The following is a 22836-nucleotide window of genomic DNA, read 5'->3' as shown; positions in this document are numbered from 1 at the left end:
TGAATTATTAAAAAAACATCAATAGGTTTAGATATTAAATCTTATTCAACAACTAATGTTAGATTATCGACTGATTATAATAGCAGTCTTAAGCACGGTTTTGTTTTTTTTAAACCAATATGCTTTTGAAGGATATATTAAGAATAAAGAGCGTTTAGCTAGTGAATTACAATCCACTTCAATGAATTTGTCAGAATGGGAGTTAAGCAATAAACCGCCTTTTAAATACCGAATGCTGTTTCCACTCATAGTTAAAAATGTCAGTAGGGTAATTCCTGGTTCAGCTACTTCAAACCAGAAATTTTATTGGAGTTACTTGTTTTTTAGTTGGCTGTTTTTCATATCCACCTCATGCATGTTTTACCTCCTATTATTAAAGCTTGTCCAATTCCGATCTTTGGCATTTTTAGGAGTATTATTGCATCTAAGCATGGCACCCATTGTGTTTGCCTTTACATTACCAGTCCACACAAGAGAAGACCAATTGGGTTTTCTTTTTTTATTATCGGCCATATATTTTCTCTATGATAAAAAATACATTTTATATTTAGTAATTGCTTGTGTAGGTGTTTTTGTACGGGAGACCCTGTTACTCCTGCCATTTTTGCTATTACTTTTTGCTAAGATACCATTACCGCGAAAGCTTTTTCTTAGTGGATTACCTTTGGTGGTATGGTTAGTGTACAGATGGCTGATTGGCACTGAACCATATGATTTCTGGCTTGGTCTTAAATGGAATTTATCAAATCCAGTTCAGTTAGTTCTATTTGGCTTTCTTTCATTTTCCTATTTATGGACGCATTTGATTTTTTCTTTTAAAGGTGCACATGATCAGAATGAGGATCTCGGATTGTTTTCAGGTAAAGCGGTTTTTTTAGCTCTTGGTGTGGTTATTTCAACTACTTTTCTTTTCGGTATTTTCAATGAAATTCGTTTGCTTTATTTAGCATTTCCTTGGGTTATAATCCCTTGTTTAAGAATTATAAGAAAGTATCAAAAACTCTGGTTGAAATTTTTAAAAAATAAGTATGTGTTAATCGGTTCCATTACATTAATTCTGGGAGTTAGCGCTTCATCCACTTTTATATCAGATACAATCCGAAATACATTAGGAGACAGTCAGTACGGAGTGCCATATGGGTTATGGGTTATTGCTTTTCTCCTGTATTTAATTCCTACAATTTTTTCGATAATATTTTATTTCTTTTATCAGCCTAAATATACAAATGAACCGATTGAAGCAATTAAAAACTACTGATTCCCTTGGCATTATAGAGTGGGTCATAATTTTGGCAACTCCTGCAATTCCATTGCTATTTACATTTCCGTATAGAATAAACCTATTTTTAGCATGGGAAGGTGCTTTTAGGTTGTCTTTAGGAGAGGTTCCATATCGCGATTTTGGTACCCCTGTTGGTTACGTATTTTGGATTTTGCCAGCAATTTTTTTCAAAATATTAGGTCCTTCTGTAATTACTTTGTTAAAGGTTCAAGCCTTTATTAATATTATTTCAAATTACCTGTTTTCAAGAATTTTCAGACAATTAAAGTTGGAGGTTGGAGCTAGGGTTGTTGCCTTATCTATTTTTGTTTTATCCTATTCGCTATTTAATTTCTGGCCTTGGTATAACCATTTCGTATTTGTTTTGGAGATGGCTTCTTTACTTTTTGCACTAAAACTGTTAGGCGAAAATGAAAATAAAAGAATTGTGTTGTACTGTTTTCTTTCAGCTGGTTTTGCAGCTTTAGCATTTATGACAAAGCAGGATACTGGGGGCTTTGCATTATTGTTCTCAGGAGCTATAATTCTATTTGATTCCATTAAAAGAAAGAAACCTGTAAGTGTTTTAACCTTTATTGGGGCGTATCTTTTTTGGATGATTTTATTAATTGCACCGTTTCTGATGTATGATTTTACTTATTGGTTTAATTATGGACAGACTCCGCATTTCTCAAGATTGACATTTTTTGATTTACTGGATGAATTTTTAGGGGCTTCGAAATGGATTAAATTTTATTTGGTTTTAATAATTGTTATACTTTATTACCGCCTTAATAACAATTGGAAAACTTTTTTTAAGACTGAAATATTTGTTCCATTTTTTATTGGGCTATTTATATTATTTCAGGCTTCTGTTATTCAAGTGACTAGTTATACACCGCTCGATGGAAATATTTATTTCCACAGCTTCATTTTTGGAGTAGTATTACTTCAATTTGATAGTCGAATAGTCTTTCACAAGGGATGGTCATTTTTTATTGTCATTTGTTTGGTTGGACTTTGGTGGACTAATGTTTTTTGGGTCAGAAATATAAGACCAAAAGTAAAATCATATTTTCAAATTACAGAAGTGGATGTTGTTTCAAAGAACACCTATGTGTTGGATAATGATACTTCTAAAATGAAACGTTCCAATTGGGTAGTACCTAAGTTTGAAACTTTTAAGGGAGTCAAAATACCTGAAGAAACTATTGAGGGTATAAATAAAATATTAGAAATGCCGATTGTTCAACGTTCAAAAAATGACTTGCAAGTATTGAATATGTCCGAATTGACTCAATTAGCTTATGAAATTCCTTATGACACCGAAAAAGGAATTGATCATCCGTTATGGTATCATCAAGGCGTAGCATTTTTCGATAGAGAAGTACAACATTTTTGCTCAAAAGTTGAGAATAAAAATTATGATTTGATTTTGTTTCAAGATATTCCTGATCTTAATAATTTCTATTCTTATGAGGTAAGAGATTGTATCTTAAAAAATTATGAACTTAAGTTTAAGTTTCTAGCTCCTAGAATTCCTGAAGAGTCTTATATTGAAGTTTATACTAGAAGAAAAACACAGTAAGTGTCCTTTAATTTATTGATGTAAATAAAAAATCATTGGACATCTTCCAGCGGAATACCAATAAGAGACTCTAATTGCAACTTTGAATTTTGTAAGTCAGTGGAGGCTTGAATTTTACTGATTTTCTTTTGACTTAAATTTGTATTACTAGTATTATACTTATCAAAAGATTCTTCTCCCTGCTTAAAACTTTCCTCTACTATACTGTGATTCATTTCTGCATCCTCAAGTGCTATAGAATGAATTTTAAAGATTTCTTGGAACATCAAATAGTCATTATACGCGGAAAGCACCTCTCTTCTCAGTTCAAGTTTTAAGGCGTTTACTTTACTTTCTGCCATTTCTACTCTTAACTGACTTTGTTTATTCTCAACTGGATTTGTGAAAAGTTGACCCAATGGTAATGCTAAGCTAAAGTTATATCTAGGAAAAAATTGAGATCTATTTGTGATATCTCTAGCTGGATCTATATTGAATTCATTGAGGTTTCCGGTCATTCTAAAGCCTTCTAACCAATATCTTTTAGAAATTTGCAAATCATACTTTGCCAGGTCAACGGATTTTTTGACTTCTTCATTAGCAGGATGGTTTTGCCATGCTAATTGCACTAGCTTTTCTTCAAAGCTTATATCTGAAATTCCTTCAGGCAATATTACTTTATTATAGTCGATTGATTGGGAAATAGCATTGAGACTTGTAAAGGCTATAATAAAAAGTGAAATTATAATTCTTAGCATTCTAATCATCAGTTTAAGATTAAAGTTATTATAAAAGGAACAAACATTCTATTTTATTGGGGGTTTTTGTTTCTCTTCATCTAAATCAGGCAATTTAACCATTAGGGCATAAGTTGCAATTACCAGTAAATTTACGGGCTTTTGAAATAATGCGTCTTGGGTGTAATGTGCAACTGTTAAACCTAGAAAAGGAATTACATACATTAAATTGTAAGTTCTTAAAGTTGGATTTTTCAGGCGAAAGTGATTTGATATTCCCTTTATTACAATAGCACCATTTAGGCAAATCACCAAAAAAGCACCAATCCAACCCATTTCAAGTGCAGTTCTTAAATATCCGCTATCAGGGTCATATCGACCTGCTAGAGGGTGTCCTCTAGAATATCTTAAACCAGCGTTTCCGGCAGTATTTATTCCACCGCCAATCGGATTTTTTTTGATATATTTTTGTAGACGAATTCTTTTTATGTCACGAACATTCATTGATGCATCCTCGGATAGGTTTAAGGTTGATCTCATTCGATTAATTGGTGCACTGTAAAATGGTCCTGTGATGAGAATCGTGACTACAATCACAATAAAAACACTGACGCCAAGTATCCGAGGATCACGCAGGTTCATGAAAATGAAAAGAAATACCCCGACTGCAACCATCGCGTATGCAGTCCTTGTTCCCGCAAAAGACATGGCAAAAAACATGAATAGGGTCATGCAAATTAAAACAACTTTTTTTGACTTTGAATAGGGTCCAAATGACATCATAAGAGCTGAAAGACCAGTAAACCCCAAAAATAGACCGTAGGCTGATGGATCGGAAAGAAAGGAGAATTTTCTCATATGACCCCAAATAAAATACAAATCATAACGATTGGGAACGGCCCTTATCCATCTCCATTCGAAATCTCTAAGACCAACATACTCTTGAAAAACACCATAGGCAGCAACCATCATAGCTATTATCAACCATGCCTTGGTGAATATTTTTAGATCGCGAAGATTACTCAAAAAATGCAAAAAAATATAGAATAGTATGAAAGTTGTTAAAAAACGAGCGGAAGCTAGCCATGCAGAGATACTCACAGCATTAGGGTTTGCTATTTGTAAAATGAAGTAGGAGTAGAATATTAGCTGAATTATGACAATGGGTTCATTTAACTTCCATTGAAAACTTTCTTTTCCTTTCTGCTGAATTAATAATGCTATAAAAGTTATAACAATCAGAACTTCAACAGCAATTCCAAACGGTATGTTAGCCATTAGTATCCTATCGATCAAGAATATAAATGAACTATATACTAGTAGAATGTAAATACCTGCTTTATAATGCCAAAAAATACTGATTAGCACAAGAATTGAAGCGATGATACCCAAGACCAAAGCGGCCATCAAATAAGATGTTATGACCATCAAATATGGAATCAGTACAGCCGAAAAAACAAGGATAAGAATTTGAAATACTTGAATTTTCGATATATTTTTCTTCACTAAATTCATTCAATAAATGATATTTTAAGAAAAATCACTAAGTAAATAAATACGACATAAGCTACGCATATAAATATGATGAAATCTCTCTTTGTGAATCCTTTTCCATTTTTATTCATTGTCAGATTGATTTTTAATGATATCCAAAATCTGTAAAGTTCTATTGGTCCAATTATTTGATGCCACAAACTCCATTCTTTTATGAGCTGTGGCTAGGTTGTTTTCTTCTATGGCTTTTTGAATTTGAATTGTAAAATCATGCTCATTGTTACTTAAATATATAACATCTTTAAAGCTTTTAATATCTTCAGAGAAATTAGTTGTTATGACGGGTAGACCAGCCGCCAAATATTCATTAATTTTTAACGGATAAATACTTTTTGTTAATTCATTTTTAAGAAAGGGAATAATTGAACAATTCATTTTTCTGAGGTAGGGAACTAATTCTGCAGGTTTTTTTGGGCCTGTGAAAAATACATTAGCATGTTTTTTCAGATTCAGTATTTCAGGATTGTTGTCATTGATGGGACCGACCATTAACAATAGATATTCCGGATATTCATTAACAATTTTTAGTAATAACTTATAATTTATACGATGACAAATGTTGCCCACATAGCCGATCACCACCTTATATTTATCTAAGGAAGTACCTAAATTCAATTCATTTTCTTCTTGATCAAAGGCCTTATTGAACAGCTTCACGTTTGCAGCATTAGCAACCAAATGCGTGTTTTGATTGTATTTACTTAATTTTTTCTTCAGATGAGAAGAGGTTACCAGCACCACATCTGAAGATTGAGCATATTTTTTTTCAAGATTAACGCCATGTTTTTTAATGTATTCAGACTGACTGATGTCATCCACAGATTGGTAAATAGAAAGCTTTGCAGGTCTAGATTTGGAGCTAAAAGTATAAAAGGGGTTAAATGAATTATAAATAATATAATCATCTAATTTTTCCTTTCGAATAACTCTTTCAACAGATTTTCTAAATAAGCTATTGTTAAATTTTGTAAAAATGCCATACAGTTTCCCTTTGGGCATCCAATTTATTGGTAGAACGGCATAAGGAGTAACTGCAATTAAATTATTTTTTATTTTGTAAGTACTATTTATTCCCAAAAATAGGGCTCCAAGCCTTTTGGACGTTTCCTTTTTATGTATTTTAAGTAAAATGTCTTTTAAGGTCAATGGATTTTCGATATAGTAAATTTTCTTTTGTTGATTTGACAATTCCTCAGCAATTGAAAATGCCGTAGAAGCATACTGCCCATCCCATCTAGCTAAGGCGATGTATATGATTTGAGAAAAGTCCATTTTACAAAAGTAATATTTATTGCAAAGATATCTTTGAGATGTACAAATTTAAACTGTAATTTTAATGAATTAAGATTATACTTTATGTCTTTGGAGTTTTATTCTACAATTTTTGATATTAATGAATTCATTTAAAAATCTTCCAGATTTCTTAATAATAGGGGCTGGTAAATCAGGAACAACCAGCGTAGATAATTATTTAAAACAACATCCTGAAATATTTATTAGTCCAGTGAAGGAGCCTAATTTTTTTGGATATGAATTAAATACCCCTAAAGATTTTGAAGGTAGTCCTCAATTGAATCACTATAATAGTTCGGTGACTAATATTGATGATTATCTAAAATTATTTCAAGGTGCTTCTGTTGGCCAGGTAAAAGGGGAGACTTCAAATACATATATGTACCATGAGCATGCAGCAAAAAGGATTAAACATTATGTGCCTCACGTAAAGTTGATCGCTATTTTACGTCAGCCAGCAGAAAGATTATATTCTAGATATTTGCATTTAGCAAGGGAAGACAAGTTGCCCTCCAAGGAATTTGCAGATTGCCTAGATAAAAATACAATTTGGTGGAAAAGGAATGATTTGATAAAGGAGGGTTTTTATGGAAAATATCTGGATGAATACTACAAGCTTTTTGACCATTCTCAAATAAAAGTATTCTTGTATGAGGAATTACGTGAGGATCCTGTAAAATTGCATCAAGAAATATTTCATTTTCTCGGAGTAAATGAGGACTTTGAAATAGATTTCTCCATAACGTACAATCAGTCTGGCTTTATCAAAAATCCAACTGTTGATAAATTGATAGGATCAAAAAGCCCTTTGGTCACGGGCCTGAAGAAGATAATTTCTGAAAAGAACCTTCAACGGCTTAAGGATAATAGATTTATATTTAAAAAGGTAAATGATTTAAGAAGTAAAAACCTGTCAAAGCCAAAGTTAGCCAAAGAACTGAAATCAAAAATCTCAAATGAAATATACAGACAGGATATTTTACTATTGCAAGCATTAATTGATAAGGACTTAAGTCATTGGCTTGATTAAATATTCAAATTTTTATGGTCAACGAAATTAAGAATCGCACCTGAGAGTTTTTGAGGTTGTTTCTGTAAATAGGCGATTGAGTCTTTATCTAATTGTTTAATAGTTTCCTGGGCTGAAAAAACGGGGATAATTTTGTCAACGTACTTTACCAATTCCTTAGAATCTGAATAATCATTTAAAGCCGAACCTTCAAGCAAGATGTAATCGAATTTATTTGATAACCCTTTGATCAAACTCTTGAAATCCTTGTTAAAAAAGATTTCTTCTGGGGACTCAAAACCACCACCATTCCCGATGATATAAATATTCTTATGTTTGGTAGGTTGTACTAGTTCAACTTCACTGTGGGTTTGGCTTTCTTCCTCTTGTCCCTCATTGTATAATTTTAATTCGGTTCGATCTGTCTTCCCTTGATCCAGAAATTTGGGTTTTTTCTTGGCAGGGATTAGCCATTTTGATAAGGCATTGTTTTTAAAATTTGTATCAATTATCAAGACCCTTTTTTTAATCATACTTAATACAAAAGCAAGAGAAAAAATAACAAAAGTTTTCCCTACTCCAACTTTAGTACTGGTTATTAAGAAGGTTTTAGCATTATCATTTTCAATTTCATATCTAATTTTTCTAAGGAAATGTTTGAACTGCTCTAGTTCTTCTTGCTCTTGTTTCTTAGTAAATAAATTAACGTAGTTTAATTTTTTTGTATCGATTTTTACTAAGCTTCCGGACAGCCGCAGTCCTGTCAATCTTTCAAATTGAGCAGGAGTTTTTATACTTGTATCTATAATCTCAAGCAGAATAATCACAAATACGCAAAGTCCAAAAGTTGCAAAACCTGCTAAAATAATAATAATAAATCTTTTTGACGGCTCAGGGCTTGCTGGAGGAACAGCTTTATATACTTGCCTAATTGAACCTGCAGAGGCCATTAATTTGTTTTGAGCCTCATTGAATTTTTCTACTGCTGCTAAATATTCGTTTGATGCTACTTCGACATCTCTTTCTAATGTACTTAAGATTGCCTCATTATTGGCATAACTTGATAAGGATCCTCTTATACTATTGATTTTATAATTAATATCAGAAAGCCTTGATTCTTGGACTTGTAATTCAATCTCCGTACTTTTTATCAAATCTCTTATCTCCCCTGCGCTTAAGCCTTGTGTGCTTTGTGGCGAACTTCCTCTTTCCATTAAGCCTAACTCAACTTTATATTGTTGTCTCAACAAATTCAAGGAATCTAATAGCTGAGCATTATTTGAGCCGGAACTAATGAATTTTTCATTAAGGTTGTCAATTTTTTTCTTAATATTTAGAATGCGTTCGTTAGAATTTGAAGTGGAAATATTGCTATTCCCACTAGTTTTTTCAGAAAGCGTTGTTCGATAATCTTCAAGTTTTAATGTTAGACCGTAAATATTATTGTTAATCTGATCCCTTTGTGATTCCAGTTCATAAAGTTGAGAAGAGCGACTATCTCCATCAGTTCTACCTGTTAGTAAATTGTTATTCGATTTAAAGACTTTTAGTGCTTGGTTTTTAGCATCCAATTCATCCTTTTTTCTCTTCTTTAATTCTTCGAAGAAAGTAACAGATTCACTGCTCGATTCTCTTTTGGTTGTGGCATAGTATCTTAGAAATTCATCACAGTAAGTATTTACAGCTTCAGCAGATCTATCTGGATTTCCTGAGACAAATGACACTTGGATAAAATCTGTATTGGGCTGCCTTTTAATATCAAATCCGTTTCGAAAGAAATTAAATGTAAAACCATAGTCGTTTAAAATGTCTCGTAATAGTTTAGAATTCTCGTCTTCTATAGAAAATGATTCTTGTTTCCTAAGGTAGGATTGAAAAATCGATTCAGCCAGCAGTAATTCATCTTCCGTGAATTTTTCATCGGTTTTCCCAGATTCTAATTGCTTATTAATTCTATTGACGGTCATTTTGTAGGATACCATATTTAAAATAGTTCCAGATTTCATCACCGCTAATAAATTATTGAATTTTAAATCTACTTCTCTTAGATTGAATCGTTCATCTGTTACACTCACCCCTTCATTTGTAGTAAAACCAGTAGCAATCTGCGAATTGGATTTATAGGTAGTTTTTAAATTCATTGTCAAAAGGACAGCGACTGCTACAGAAATTATAGGAATTATAATGATTATCCATTTTTTTCTCCACAAAGCGTACAAGAGGTATAAGATATCCATTTAGAGCTAATTTTTGATCCTCAATAAAGTAATTGTAAATATCGCAATAGTTCCGTAGAAAATTGCTGTGATTTTAATATAGTTAATCATTCTTCTATTTTACGTAATAGTTTCTTGAATATTTTGTCACTAAATATAAACCTTAAGTTAGAAGTAGTAAATGGTTCTTTTAAACATTCCAATTTCCGTCAGTTATACCGGGGTTTTAGCACCCCAAGTTTTAGAAGTTACTTTCTGTTCTATCCCACATTACTCTCCCATCAATGGATTAAATCTCATTGAATGAATTCCAAGATCATTCCAGTTTTGAAAAGGGATTTAGTGGTCAAGGAATTTATGAATGCCTTTAATGAAGTAAATTAATGAAAATAGCTCTCTGAGTCATAAAAAGATTATAGCATTTCCCTTAGCCTGAAAAAAACTGTTTGAGAGTCAGCTATTAGATATATTACCTCAGTGCAATTAAATATTTTTTGATAACAAATCCTTATATGTGTTGTAAAGATTTTGAGATGTTCTAATATAATTTTTTCTAATCAGAATGTTTTGCTAAGTTTATTTCTAAATCAACAACCATTTTAATTCACCTTTTTTGTAGTAGGGTGAATTAGCTTAATAAACTTATCAACTCATAATACGCTTAAGTGAAAATACTTGGAATTTCAGCTTTTTATCATGACTCAGCGGCTGCCATTATTGAGGATGGAAGAATAATTGCAGCAGCTCAGGAAGAGCGTTTTACACGAAAAAAGCATGACCCTTCATTTCCTTCCAATGCTGTATTGTATTGCTTGAAAGAGTGCGCTACCACGATTGAGCAATTAGATGCAATCGTTTTTTATGATAAGCCTTTTTTAAAATTTGAAAGGCTGTTGGAAACATATTATAGTTTTGCTCCAAAGGGAATCAAGTCTTTTATGATGGCCATTCCGGTCTGGTTAAAAGAGAAAATCTTTTTAAAGAAACTAATATTTGATGAGCTACAAAAAATCGACAAATTCGATAGGAAAAATATCAAACTACTTTTTCCTGAACATCATTTGTCTCATGCAGCAAGTGTTTTTTATCCATCTAATTTTAAGGAGGCAGCTATTTTAACTATTGACGGTGTAGGAGAGTGGGCCACAGCCTCTATTTGCCACGGAGTTGATAATGAAATCAGTGTTCTCAAAGAACTAAAATTTCCTCATTCTCTTGGATTATTATATTCTGCTTTTACTTTTTTTCTAGGGTTTAAGGTTAATTCAGGGGAGTACAAATTGATGGGATTGGCACCATATGGGAGAAAAGATCATGAGAAAATTAAAGAGTATGAAGATATTATCAAATCTAAATTGATTCAAATTTATGATGATGGTTCAATATGGTTAAACCAAAAGTATTTCAATTATTCCACTGGTTTAACAATGGTGAAGTCAAAAGAATGGGAAAATCTTTTTGATATGCCAAAGAGAAAATCGGAAGGAGAATTAGAGCAACGGCACTGTGATTTAGGTTTGGCAATTCAAAATGTTACAGAAGAAATTGTCATTAAAATGGCTCGTCATGCAAAGGATATCACCAATTGTGAATACTTATGTTTAGCAGGAGGAGTTGCACTTAATTGTGTGGCCAACGGAAAATTGCACAACGAAGATATTTTCAAGGATATTTTTATTCAACCTGCAGCAGGTGATGCAGGCGGGGCATTGGGGGCGGCTTTAATTGCTTATTATATTTATTATAAAAATAATCGGATTATTACTGATGATGTTGACCAACTTAATGGTTCATATTTGGGTCCATCATTTTTGGACCGGGATATTCAATTTGTGGCAAAAAAGTATAGTGCAAATTATTCCTTGATCAAAGATGATGATTATTTCTATTCCTTAGTGGCAGATTTGCTTGCTAAAGGATCTGTTGTTGGATGGTTTCAAGGGAGAATGGAGTTCGGACCTAGGGCATTAGGGGCAAGGAGTATTTTAGGAGATCCTAGGAATGAGGAAATGCAAAAGAAGCTTAATCTGAAAATTAAATATAGGGAATCTTTCAGGCCATTTGCGCCTTCAGTTTTAGAAGAAGATGCACTGGAGTTTTTTGAAAAAAATGTCATATCGCCCTATATGCTAGAAGTACAACCTATAAAGAAGTCGAGAAGAAAGAATTTACCTGATAATTACCTTTCACTGCCTTTACGTGATAAACTGTATTTTTTAAGGTCCGATATTCCGGCCATAACGCACGTTGATTTCACGGCTAGAATTCAAACAGTTTCTAAAAAAACTAATCCTGATTATTGGAATATAATTAATACTTTTAAATCTAAGACAGGATATGGAATGCTGGTGAATACAAGTTTTAATGTAAGAGGGGAACCTATAGTTTGTAATCCAGAAGACGCGTATCGGTGCTTTATGAGAACTGAAATGGATTATTTGGTGATGGGTAGGTTTGTGTTTGACAAAAGGCAACAGCCTGAGTGGAGCAGTACCGATAATTGGAAAACAGAATATGTTTTAGATTAAGTACACTTTTTTAGTATTTATTTGATATTAATAATTTTAAAGGAATGGAATTTTTAAAAGATTTATGGCAATTTGTCAGAGCCAGAAAAAAATGGTGGTTGGCACCTGTAATTATGCTCCTAATTTTGATTGGTGTAGTGTTGGTTTTAGGTGGTAGTTCCGCAATTGCTCCATTTATTTATACATTGTTTTAGCTTATGGAAGATGTTGGTAAGTATAGAAATGTCTTAATAATTACAGCCGGATTTTTGCTGTTCTACCTCTTTTTTGATGTAATGGTATTGCTGTATATTTCGGTTTCTATAGCGGTACTAGGTGGATTATCGCCTAAAGTAGCACAGGCTATAAACTGGCTATGGATGAAATTAGCTTTTTTACTAGGTTGGGTAAATACGAGGATATTATTAAGTATTATTTTTTACTTATTCTTGACACCAATAGCACTGGTTTCCAGGTTGTTTACAAAGGATCCATTGAGACTAAAAAAACCCAAAAGCTCAAATTTTGAGGTTAGAAATCATTTATATAATAAAGAGGAATTAGAAAATATTTGGTAATGATAGCCTTCATAAGACTACTTCGCCTCAAGCATTGGGTTAAAAACACATTTGTATTTTTACCAGTGTTTTTTGCGGGAGAGCTGTTTTCAAATGATAAATTTTATGAGTGTGTCGCTGGCTTTATTATTTTTTCTTTCTCAGCTAGTGCTATTTATGCTCTTAATGATATTTTTGATGTAGAGGAAGACCGTCAACATCCTGATAAAAGGAACAGGCCTATTGCCGCTGGGAAAATAAGCGTTAAATCAGCTATCTTAATTGCAGTTGTTTTATTTGTTATCTCTGTAGGAACAGCTTATTATTTGGATTTTTTCTTTTTCATTTGCATTGTTTTCTACATAGCACTGAATCTAGCATATTCTTTCGGATTAAAGAACATAGCGATATTAGATCTTTTCATCGTTGCATTCGGATTTTTATTAAGAGTAATTGCAGGAGGCGAAATATCCGAAGTCCCAGTTTCCCATTGGCTGTTAATAATGGTTTTACTTTTGTCATTGTTTCTGGTTTTGGCTAAACGGAGGGATGATTTGATTTTAGTTGAAAATGGAACTAAAAATATTAGAAAAGCTTCCTCTGGTTATAATTTGGATTTCACTAATGCTTGTTTGACCCTTCTTTCCGCAGTTATGATCGTTTCCTATATAATGTACACTGTTTCTGATGAAGTGCAAGAAAGATATGATTCTAAGTACTTATTCTTAACATGCATTTTTGTAATCGCAGGTTTGATGCGATATCTTCAAATTACTATGGTTGAAAAGAAAAGTGGATCACCCGTTAAAATTTTGTACAAAGATGCATTTATTTTTGTAGTCCTTTTGGCGTGGGTATTGTCGTTTTATATCTTATTGTATGCCTAATACTGAAACAGACTCTGCGATAGCTTTTTTTGATTTTGATGGAACTATAACAACACGAGACAGCCTGTGGCTTTTTCTTAAATACTTTTCGGGAAATCTGATTTTTTATTTAAAGCTAATATCCTTAATTCCTGCCTTAGGTTTATTTAAAGTAGGGGTGATCAACAGTAAAAATATGAAAGAGTCAGTTTTTAAGAAATTTCTCAAAAATTGTGATCTTGTTGTATTTGAACAGAAATGTGAATTATTTACTAAGGAAATCTTAGTGAATTATTTAAGATCAGAGGCCTTACGGAAAATCAAGTGGCATAGAGAGAGAGGTCATCAAATAGTTGTAGTCTCTGCATCCCCTATGAACTGGCTTAAATATTGGTGCGAGGACATAAATATAGATTTAATAGGAACGAAGTTGGAGGTTTACGATAACAAGCTGTCAGGACAAATTGATGGTGAAAACTGTAAAGGGTTGCAAAAAGTTACCCAGATAAAACAAAAATATGATTTGAGTAAGTATAATATGGTTTATGCTTATGGTGACACAAATGGCGATAAGGAAATGTTAGAACTAGCTGATAAGGCTTTCTATAGGCGGTTTAATTAAAACTACAATTTCAAAAATATTTAAAAAACCGTATCTTTAGCTAGATACTTTGTAAGGTTTAAAAGCATCTTAAAATTATACTTATAACTTCCAATCACTATAGTTCGAAACTGTTTATATTTATTTATTAAGTTTATTTTTGTGAAATGCTATTTAACTCATTAGACTTTGCAATTTTTTTACCGATAGTTTTTATCCTTTATTGGTATTTAAATAATAGGGATGTAAAATATCAGAATCTGTTAATTGTTTTTGCTAGTTATGTTTTCTACGGATGGTGGGATTGGAGATTTTTGTTATTGATTGTAATTAGTACAATCATTGATTACACAGTTGGGAATAGATTAAGATCTGAAGAAGGAGAAGGCAAAAGGAAAGCCCTTTTATGGATAAGCATTTTAGCAAATCTTGGATTTTTAGGCTTTTTTAAATACTATAACTTTTTCCTTGATAATTTTGTTGAGGCGTTTTCATTTTTAGGAATGGAAATACAAGCTAATTCGTTAAATATTATTTTACCCGTTGGAATTAGTTTTTATACTTTCCAAACCTTAAGTTACACAATAGATGTTTACAGACGTAAATTAGAGCCGACAAAAGACTTTATAGCTTTTTCAGCCTTTGTTAGTTTTTTCCCGCAGTTAGTAGCAGGGCCCATTGAAAGGGCTACCCATTTGCTACCACAATTTTATAAAAAAAGAACTTTTGATTATCTACAATCTGTTGACGGTCTTCGTCAGATTCTGTGGGGTTTGTTTAAGAAAATAGTTATCGCAGACAACTGTGCAGAGTTTGCAAATATGATTTTTAATAATTCGGAAGCATATTCAGGTAGTACCTTAGTTTTAGGTGCTTTATTTTTTACATTTCAAATTTACGGTGATTTTTCAGGGTATTCTGATATCGCAATTGGTACCTCTCGTCTTTTTGGATTTGATTTAATGCGGAACTTCAATTTCCCTTACTTTTCAAGGGATATTGCTGAATTTTGGAGAAGGTGGCATATTTCATTATCGACCTGGTTTAGAGATTATTTATATATCCCACTAGGAGGAAGTCGAGGTGGGTTGATGATGAAAATTAGAAATACTTTCATCATTTTTATTGTGAGTGGGTTTTGGCATGGAGCAAATTGGACATTTATAATTTGGGGAACTTTGAATGCTATTTATTTTCTACCAGTTTTACTGACAGAGAACAATAGAAATAATATTGAAATAGTAGCAAAAGGTAAAGTTTTGCCTACACTTAAGGAATTTTTCCTTATGTTAATAACTTTTAGCTTGGTTGTTTTTGCATGGATATTTTTCAGAGCTAATAATGTTGAGCATGCGATAAGTTATATATCTGAAATTTTATCATTTTCATTTTTCACGTTTCCAGACTTTGAGAACATTAATAGAGCCTCAATGGTGTTACTGTTGGTAGGTGTCTTTCTACTTTTTGAATGGCATGGTAGGGAATGGCAATTTGCTATCGCTAAATTAGGATTGACTTGGAAACGGCCAATAAGATATATTTTATACTATTCGCTTATTATTGCAATTTTATGGTTTGGGGGAAAGGAGCAAGAGTTTATTTATTTTCAATTTTGATCTATGAGGAGTACACAATTCTTATACAGGACAATACTTTTTCTGCTTCCATTAGTAGCTTACTTTATCATGAATATTTCAGTAAATCATTATCTGTATAGTAATCAGAAACTTCAATTAGATACTGCAAATATATTAGTAATTGGTGATTCCCATCCCACGAGAAGTATCAATCCAGATTTCCTGCAAAATGCCGTAAGTATATCGCAAACAGCTGAACCATATGTATTAACTTATTGGAAATTGGAGAAGGTACTGAAAACGACTAAGCCGAGTATAGTCGTAGTTGGTTTAGCCCCACACAATTTATCTCAATTTAATGATTTCAAATTTTCTGATAGTTTCTGGTCATTAGAGATGTTTAAAAGAAGTTATCCGATACAAAGATTTAAAGAGATAGACCATCTTATAGAAATTGATTATAAAAAATACTGGGAGATTTATCTAAAAAACAATTCATTTTATCCAAAATTAGACCATAGCTATTACATTGGTGGATATTCAAATTCAGACTTAAAGAGTATTTCTGGTTGGAAAACAAGTATTAATCGTCATTATTATTTCGAAAGTGAACAACTTGATATTTCCACTGTCTCTATCAAATACTTGGATTCAATTATTGAATTATGTCAAAAGAATGATATAGAAGTATTTCTAGTAAGCTCCCCTGTCCGAAAGGAATATTATGATGGAATACCTGAAAGGATATTGATAGAATTTGAAAAGCAAAAACTTAAGTATAGAAATAAGGCCTTTATTTTTGACAAGACTGATGATTTCTCATATCCAGATTCTTTATTTAGAAACTCTGATCATGTGAATAAGTTTGGAGCAGTTGTATTTACAAAAGAACTAAATCGATTTATCCAAAAAAATCAAAATTGAGATAAACTGCTAGTTTTTGCCTTTTATTATAACTTGCCGGGTTCTGAAAAATACAACTTTATTATTCCTTAAAAAACAGTGGGACGATCTGTACCATTTGTTCAAGACCATTTTCCAAATTGCCTCTTAATTCAATTCCATCATATTCAATTTTAGAGCGACTTACCTTTAGTTGTGTAAATTCGGAGAACAGTTCTGCCATTATTTTATTGGACTGAATGACTAATATGTCGGAGGGGATATTGGTCGTGGGGACCACTGCAAATGCTACTTTTAAATTTGAGTATCTGTTGAGTTTACCAGCTAAAAACCATAACTGTTCCTTTATAAGACTATTTTCTGATAGTGCTTTATTAAGGGATACTTCGATCCTGAAATCTGAGGGGATTCCATAATCTGAGCTTAAATTATCCTCATTTATATAAACTCTGTTCGCTTTCTGCTGTGCAGTGCTAATTTTAACAGTCTGATTCAATGCATTTTTTTCTTCAATTCTCACATATCTTGCCTCAAATATGTCACTCAACTCGCCACCTCTATTACTACTAAAAAAAGCAATACTATCTCCATATTCACTATAATAACCATCAAAGGCGGTCGAATTTATTTGATTGCCTAGGTTTTGGGGTTTGCTCCATACAGTCCAGCTATTATACAGCCTTTGAGCCATAAAAATATCCATATCGCCAAAACCGCCATGACCAGCACTGGCAAAGAATAAAGTTTTCTTGTCTGAAGATAGAAAGGGTGAAATCTCAGAATTCGAGGTGTTAATTGTCGTTCCTAAATTTACTGGTTCAGTCCAGCCCCCTTGATTGTCTTTTGTACTTACATACAAATCCTCTTTTCCAAAACTTCTAATAGTTTTCATTGAAAAAAGAATAACACTATAATCCGGACTAACATAAATTCCTTGGTAACCACTATTTGGAATTCCAGGAATTGCTAAGTCTTCTGGTTTTGTCCAGTAATTGCTGATTTTTTTTACAAAGCGAATACCTTTATCTGGATCTTTTGGGTTATTTTGATAAATAATTTTTTCATGTGGATTTATTCCTATGATGAAATTATTACGCTTATCATTCCAATCCTTCAAATCGTTGTTTGCGATAGCCCAATTTTGTGCTGTGTTACCAAATGTGCTTAACCAAATATCTGACCCACTATATTTACCACCTTTGTTTGATTCATGAAATACCCTCGCAAAGAAAAGGCTGTCGCCACTGGGACTAAGTAATGGAAGAATTTCCTCAGCTTCCGTGTTAATGTGCTCAGATAGTTTCTCAATTGATTTAAGCTGTTTTTGAGCGAAAACGTGCAGACTGAATAGATGAAAAATTAAAAAGCAAATTAGAAAAAGTCTTACCATGTATATGGAGTAGATGAATTTTTGTTATTAAATAGAAAGCTTAAGCTTACTTCGTGGACACCATTTGAGAACTCTTGAATAAATCCTGTATAGTAGTCATAAGAATAATGAAGGAAAAAATTTCCTGGGATATTGACCCCGAATAAACCTGCCCATTTTAATTGATGGTGCATACCCGTTCCAATGTACATTAAATCTTTATACTTTAATCTTAATGATGATTTATACTGTCCTCCAGTTGTAGCAAAATAATTAATTTCCACATTAGGTAAAAGGCTCAGTTCGGAATTTAAATTCCATTTATATCCGGCAATTAAGCTGAAATTTAGACCGTCATTCATATAAGAAGACATTTCATTTTCTTGAAAGCCGTGTGTGAACAATGAATTTGCTACAAAGCTTAAGTATAATTTATTGCTGTAATAAGCTAATGACAGATCCATTTGGATATTCGATTGTCTTCCTGCATTTGTATTAATCAGTCTTTGATATAATTCATCATTGGCTTTGTCACGGACATTTAAGTTGTTTAAACCAATACTGTTCTGCTGAAACTTTAACGCACTTCCGAAACTTAAATTAAATTTTTTACTGACCGGAAGATGATAGGCATAAAACCCTTTGATTTCTGTCCTATCTAAGGGGCCAAGCTGAATTGAATTTAGTTGCAGGCCTACACCTTGCTTTCTTCTAGCTAACTTTGAATTGTAAAACTCTTCTGCCTTTTCAGGATTACTGAGAGCAAATGAAGAGTTGTTAAGATTTTGTACTGAACCTTTTTTAATCGGGTAAAATAATCCTGCTTGAATATAGCCAGACTGATTTCCGTAACCATTTAGTGCCTGGCGATACATGATGTCAGCAGATAAGGTGTTTTGAATCCCTGCCATCGCTGGGCTTTGCCATTCGATTGCCTGAAATATCTGCGTGCGGGACAGTACGTCTTGTGACTGAACAGATTGTGTTGTTCCAAAACACACCATCAAAGGTATTATAATGGCTTTGATAATATTTGATTTATCTGAGGATAGTAACATTTCCTTCATATTTTCTTCTGCCATTATTTAATTTAATTAGATAGAAGTAAGTTCCTGCTGGAAGTTCTTTCTGATTATACGTTCCGTCCCATTGGCAATCAGTTGTAGTGCAGTGAAAAACTCTAACTCCTTGTGTATTAAACACTGAAATATTGACTTGTTCAAATGCATCCAAGTTTGTAAAATCCCAGGTGTCATTTACATCGTCATTATTTGGGGTGAAAGCATTTACAAAATCCAGTTCAGGGAGCACATTTGACAACTGAACCTCTCTTGAAATTTGAAGACTTCTATCCTTTCCATCACTAATACTAAAGCTTATACTTTTTGGCGAAATATCATTCGATAATGAATTAATATTTTGATATGCAATCGACCTTAAAACCAAATCATAATCCGATTTAGTTGCATTACCAGTAATTAATAATAGACCTGAACTTTGATTAAATTCAAATGCTAATTCATTATTGTTTACGGCTTCATTGATGAGTCTATCTTCCGATGAATTATAATTCTCTGTAATTTGAACCCATGCGGAATCCATCATCAAATCATCAATATCCGAGACGGTCATGCTTTCCGTAACTGAAATTGGGTTTGAACCTTGGATGAATTCTAATGTTGTGTTCTCAATATTTGATAATATAGGTTTGTCATTTACAGTATCAACTTCCACTACTATATTGGCTAACTCTGATTGAACGAAACCATCACTTGCCGACCATTGCAAATTAATAGTTCCGAAAAAATCCTGTGGAGGGATAAATTGTAAATCAATGTCCTGGTCAAAACTAATGAATTCCCCAGTGGATACGTCTGAATCATTTAATTGAATCCTTCCTCTAGTGAAAAATAGCTGAATTGCATTGATATTATCTCCTTCTGGATCATTGAAGTTTACTGTAAAATCAGAAGTTGAAAACTGATAAGGAACATCCTCATTTGTTTGAATAACAAAATCAGAAATTACTGGCGGGTCATTTATCTTAAGAAGATATGATTGAATATTGCTTGCGTTTTCCAAATCCGATACCGTTATAGAAATATTTTCACTGGTGGCATCTTCAGGGACTAGTCCCTCTAGAGTTGCAGTCAGATTTCCATTCTTTGTCAAACTTAGCCAGTCTGGGCCACTCGTTAAAGTAAATGTTAAATCGTCATCTGGATCGGCATCTGTAGCTGCAATATTATATTGATAGAATTCATTTGGTAAGGTTCTTTCAACGGGAGTAGATGTTATTTCCGGAGAATCGTTTACTGGGAGAACTTCGATTTGAAAGTAGATTTCTCTGAAATTAATAGAACTAGGGCCATCGTCTTCTACTCTAATCTTAACTTGAGCAATGCCAAAAGAGTCAGAGCGAATTTGATAATTTAAAACTGCTTCCTTATTGGGAGATGCATATTCAATATTAAATTCAGTAAAAAGATTAGGAGAATCTGTCGATAGTTCCATAGTAATTTCTTGATTGTTTTCGCCACCATCTGAAATCCCCGTCAAATTAACAGTAAATACTTCTTCAGTATCTTCTGAGATAGGTGCTGGATTTTCAATTGAATCTATGGTGGGCGGGAAGTTTTCTAATTGAACATTTATTTGAAAGGATTGCATATCAACTTCACCACTCATGTCAGTAGCATTTATTTGTACCTCGTAAGGGCTATTTTCTACGTCTTCAAATTTAGGAGTTCCACTTAGTAAATTTTCATCGTCAAAATTAAGCCAACTCGGTTTCGTAAGAATTGAGATTTCTACATCATCATTTAGATCAATATCTTCGGTTTCAATTCGGTATTCATAAAGCTGATTTTGAACTGCAGTGGTATCTGGTGTAGAAATTATTACTGGGGCATCATTCACATTGGCGACTTCAATACTAAAATTTTGAGTGACTTTTAAACCAAAAAAATCTTCAACTTCTAAAGCCACATTATGCGCCCCGACTTCACTATTGCTTGGCAATCCCGATATTGCCAAAGAATCTTCGTTGAATTCAAGCCATTCAGGCAAGTTCAAAGCGATTACTTTCAAAGAATCATCTTCAGGATCTTGGACTTCTATTTTATATTCGTATCTGATGTCCTCGGTTGCAACTGTAATAGGTTCTGAAATGAATAGAGGAGCGGTGTTAGGAAAATCTATATTTATGGTGAAGTTCTGGTAGGCGGTATCTTCTCGTAGATCGACTGCAATTAGTTTTACTTCTTGTGAGCTGTTTCGGTCGCTGTTAGTTGGTGTGCCTTTCAATGTGGCATTTCCTTGTGGCATTGATTCAGTTGAAAAAACTAACCAAGAAGGCTTTTTTATTGCGTAGATAGAAACTTCATCATTTTGATCTATGTCTAGTGTTGTAATATTGTACGAATATGCATTTTCTACCTCTACTTCAGTTAACGGAGAGCTTGTGAAAACGGGAAGATCGTTCACGTCAACAATTTCGATATCGAAAAACTGATTGGCAGAATTTCCATTGTCATCACTAACACCAATTGCAATTCCGTAGGTCCCAACTAAATTATTGTTGCTTGATCCAGATAAAACAGCTGTCCCATCTCCATTATCAGTTAAAGTTAGCCAAGATGGTAATGAAATAATATTTGTTATCGATAACTCATCATCTTGATCGTAATCTTCTGCAGTAATTAGATATTGATAGTCTTGATCCTGTAATACTTCAACAATTGGTTCACTTGTTATAAATGGAGCATCTTGTACTGCAGTGACCGACATTTCAAAACTGCTTTCTATAAATAACCCATTAGTATCTGTACATCTCACTGTTATGTTACTGATACCATTTTGATTTGATTTAAAATGTAATTCTACAAGATTGTCTATCAATTCTATCTTAGAAAATAAGGATGGATTAGAGTTATTAACAACAGAAAATGTTAAATCGGAATCTTCATCTTCCACATCATTGAAATAATTTAACAAATCTAATTGAATCGGATTACTGTCTTCCGCAACTTCCTGATTCGGGATATTGCTAGTGGTTGGTGCATTATTGATTACGAGCTCAGATACTAATTGTCCTTGATAATTATCTTCTGTTATAGTTACCTCTACTGTATAAACGCCAGCGCTGAAAGGTGGGCTAGTGCTTCCATTATAAGTAATACTAAAGTTTAGATTATCAGGCTGTGTAATAACTGATACTTCTTTTGGGCTCCCATCAAAATTTTGAAGAGTATTAATGATTTGAATTGAAGCAACAGCCTTAGTCACTTCAAACCCTTGGCTCACCGTTGTAGCGGGGTTAAAATTAGCATCACCACTTTGATTGGCCTGAATGGAAACCAAACCTGTTCCAGTGATGGTGACCGTATTCCCAGAAAGGCTAGCATTTCCAGAAGCCACCGAAAAGCTAATAGGCAGTCCGCTGTTACTGCTGGCGGAAAGAGTAAAATCAGCATCACCGTAAACCTTGTCAGCGATGGGGTCGAAAGTAATAGTTTGATCAGCCTTGGCAATGGTTAAAGTTCCTGGCGTATAATCGAAATCATAGTTACTGGAGACTCCCCCAGATAAAGTGATGGGATAGTCTCCCGCATTACTGCTAGCGTTGGCAGCGGTAGTGGCCGTAGGAGCAGTGATTAAATCTGAGGCATCTTCACTATTGACAAAGCCAGAGTAAGAGAAGCTAAGTGTTGGAATAGCATCACCATACACAATGTTTTGGTCATCGGCAGTTAGCGATAGCAAAGCCTTAGTCACTTCAAACCCTTGGCTCACCGTTGTAGCGGGGTTAAAATTAGCA

16 protein-coding genes are annotated in these 22836 nt (G+C 33.3%); 9 read left to right on the top strand and 7 right to left on the bottom strand.

All coding sequences use genetic code 11. The annotated features are described in order from the left end of the window. Positions 1-55 precede the first annotated feature (55 nt). Both AAC601_RS04515 and AAC601_RS04510 read left to right on the top strand, forming a co-directional pair. On the top strand, positions 56-1258 hold the full coding sequence (locus tag AAC601_RS04515; protein WP_340152598.1) for a hypothetical protein: 1203 nt from the start codon (positions 56-58) through the stop codon (positions 1256-1258). Beyond that, positions 1227-2849, top strand: coding sequence for a hypothetical protein (locus tag AAC601_RS04510; protein ID WP_340152597.1), 1623 nt, complete (start codon positions 1227-1229; stop codon positions 2847-2849). Before AAC601_RS04515 ends, AAC601_RS04510 begins: the two co-directional genes overlap by 32 nt. Before the next feature lie 32 nt (positions 2850-2881). Here AAC601_RS04510 and AAC601_RS04505 read toward each other — a convergent pair whose 3' ends face one another. The 3 genes from AAC601_RS04505 to AAC601_RS04495 all read right to left on the bottom strand — a co-directional run bounded on the left by AAC601_RS04505 (position 2882) and on the right by AAC601_RS04495 (position 6391). Next, a complete protein-coding gene (locus AAC601_RS04505; protein WP_340152596.1) occupies positions 2882-3586 on the bottom strand; it encodes a TolC family protein in 705 nt (234 codons plus the stop codon). A 48-nt stretch (positions 3587-3634) separates the two neighbouring features. After that, positions 3635-5080 (bottom strand): O-antigen ligase family protein, encoded by a 1446-nt coding sequence (locus AAC601_RS04500; protein WP_340152595.1) that lies wholly within the window; start codon positions 5078-5080, stop codon positions 3635-3637. Positions 5081-5182: 102 nt separating this feature from the next. Next, positions 5183-6391, bottom strand: a complete 1209-nt coding sequence (locus AAC601_RS04495; RefSeq protein WP_340152594.1) for a glycosyltransferase — start codon at positions 6389-6391, stop codon at positions 5183-5185. A gap of 121 nt (positions 6392-6512) precedes the next feature. On the opposite strand from AAC601_RS04495, the gene AAC601_RS04490 reads away from it, so the two are divergent. Continuing rightward, positions 6513-7442: a sulfotransferase gene (locus AAC601_RS04490; protein ID WP_303270852.1), complete on the top strand. Its 930-nt coding sequence runs from the start codon at positions 6513-6515 to the stop codon at positions 7440-7442. On the opposite strand, the gene AAC601_RS04485 is transcribed toward AAC601_RS04490, so the two are convergent. Further along, positions 7439-9658 carry a Wzz/FepE/Etk N-terminal domain-containing protein gene (locus tag AAC601_RS04485; RefSeq protein ID WP_340152593.1) on the bottom strand — a complete coding sequence of 740 codons (2220 nt, stop codon included), beginning with the start codon at positions 9656-9658 and terminating at the stop codon, positions 7439-7441. The two genes, AAC601_RS04490 and AAC601_RS04485, sit on opposite strands and share 4 nt — an antisense overlap. 644 nt (positions 9659-10302) lie before the next feature. Between AAC601_RS04485 and AAC601_RS04480 the strand changes: the two genes are divergently transcribed. From AAC601_RS04480 to AAC601_RS04455, 6 genes are all read left to right on the top strand, one after another. After that, positions 10303-12165, top strand: a complete 1863-nt coding sequence (locus AAC601_RS04480; protein ID WP_303270850.1) for a carbamoyltransferase — start codon at positions 10303-10305, stop codon at positions 12163-12165. 44 nt (positions 12166-12209) lie between these two features. After that, positions 12210-12359 carry a DUF5989 family protein gene (locus AAC601_RS04475; protein ID WP_303270849.1) on the top strand — a complete coding sequence of 50 codons (150 nt, stop codon included), beginning with the start codon at positions 12210-12212 and terminating at the stop codon, positions 12357-12359. Between the two features lie 362 nt (positions 12360-12721). Beyond that, a complete protein-coding gene (locus AAC601_RS04470; protein WP_340152592.1) occupies positions 12722-13588 on the top strand; it encodes a decaprenyl-phosphate phosphoribosyltransferase in 867 nt (288 codons plus the stop codon). Continuing rightward, entirely contained in the window at positions 13581-14189 is a 609-nt protein-coding gene (locus tag AAC601_RS04465) for an HAD-IB family hydrolase (protein WP_340152591.1), read from the top strand. Before AAC601_RS04470 ends, AAC601_RS04465 begins: the two co-directional genes overlap by 8 nt. A 146-nt stretch (positions 14190-14335) precedes the next feature. Then, a complete protein-coding gene (locus AAC601_RS04460) occupies positions 14336-15784 on the top strand; it encodes an MBOAT family O-acyltransferase (protein WP_303270844.1) in 1449 nt (482 codons plus the stop codon). A gap of 3 nt (positions 15785-15787) precedes the next feature. Further along, on the top strand, positions 15788-16669 hold the full coding sequence (locus tag AAC601_RS04455) for a hypothetical protein (RefSeq protein WP_340152590.1): 882 nt from the start codon (positions 15788-15790) through the stop codon (positions 16667-16669). Positions 16670-16730: 61 nt separating this feature from the next. Here the strand turns inward: AAC601_RS04455 and AAC601_RS04450 are convergent, their stop codons facing one another. The 3 genes from AAC601_RS04450 to AAC601_RS04440 form a co-directional block, all read right to left on the bottom strand. After that, positions 16731-18038 carry a hypothetical protein gene (locus AAC601_RS04450; protein WP_340152589.1) on the bottom strand — a complete coding sequence of 436 codons (1308 nt, stop codon included), beginning with the start codon at positions 18036-18038 and terminating at the stop codon, positions 16731-16733. Beyond that, complete coding sequence (locus tag AAC601_RS04445) at positions 18032-19099, bottom strand: PorP/SprF family type IX secretion system membrane protein (protein ID WP_303270841.1); 1068 nt, start codon at positions 19097-19099, stop codon at positions 18032-18034. Before AAC601_RS04445 ends, AAC601_RS04450 begins: the two co-directional genes overlap by 7 nt. After that, on the bottom strand, positions 19056-22836 hold a 3781-nt coding region (locus tag AAC601_RS04440), incomplete at its 5' end, for a putative Ig domain-containing protein (protein WP_340152588.1). The genes AAC601_RS04445 and AAC601_RS04440, both read right to left, overlap by 44 nt.

Origin of the sequence: uncultured Marivirga sp., assembly GCF_963974845.1 — a bacterium.
GTDB classification, from domain to species: domain Bacteria; phylum Bacteroidota; class Bacteroidia; order Cytophagales; family Cyclobacteriaceae; genus Marivirga; species Marivirga harenae.
The sequence above is the reverse complement of the archived record's forward strand: the minus strand, read 5'-3'. Positions and strand labels throughout refer to the sequence as shown.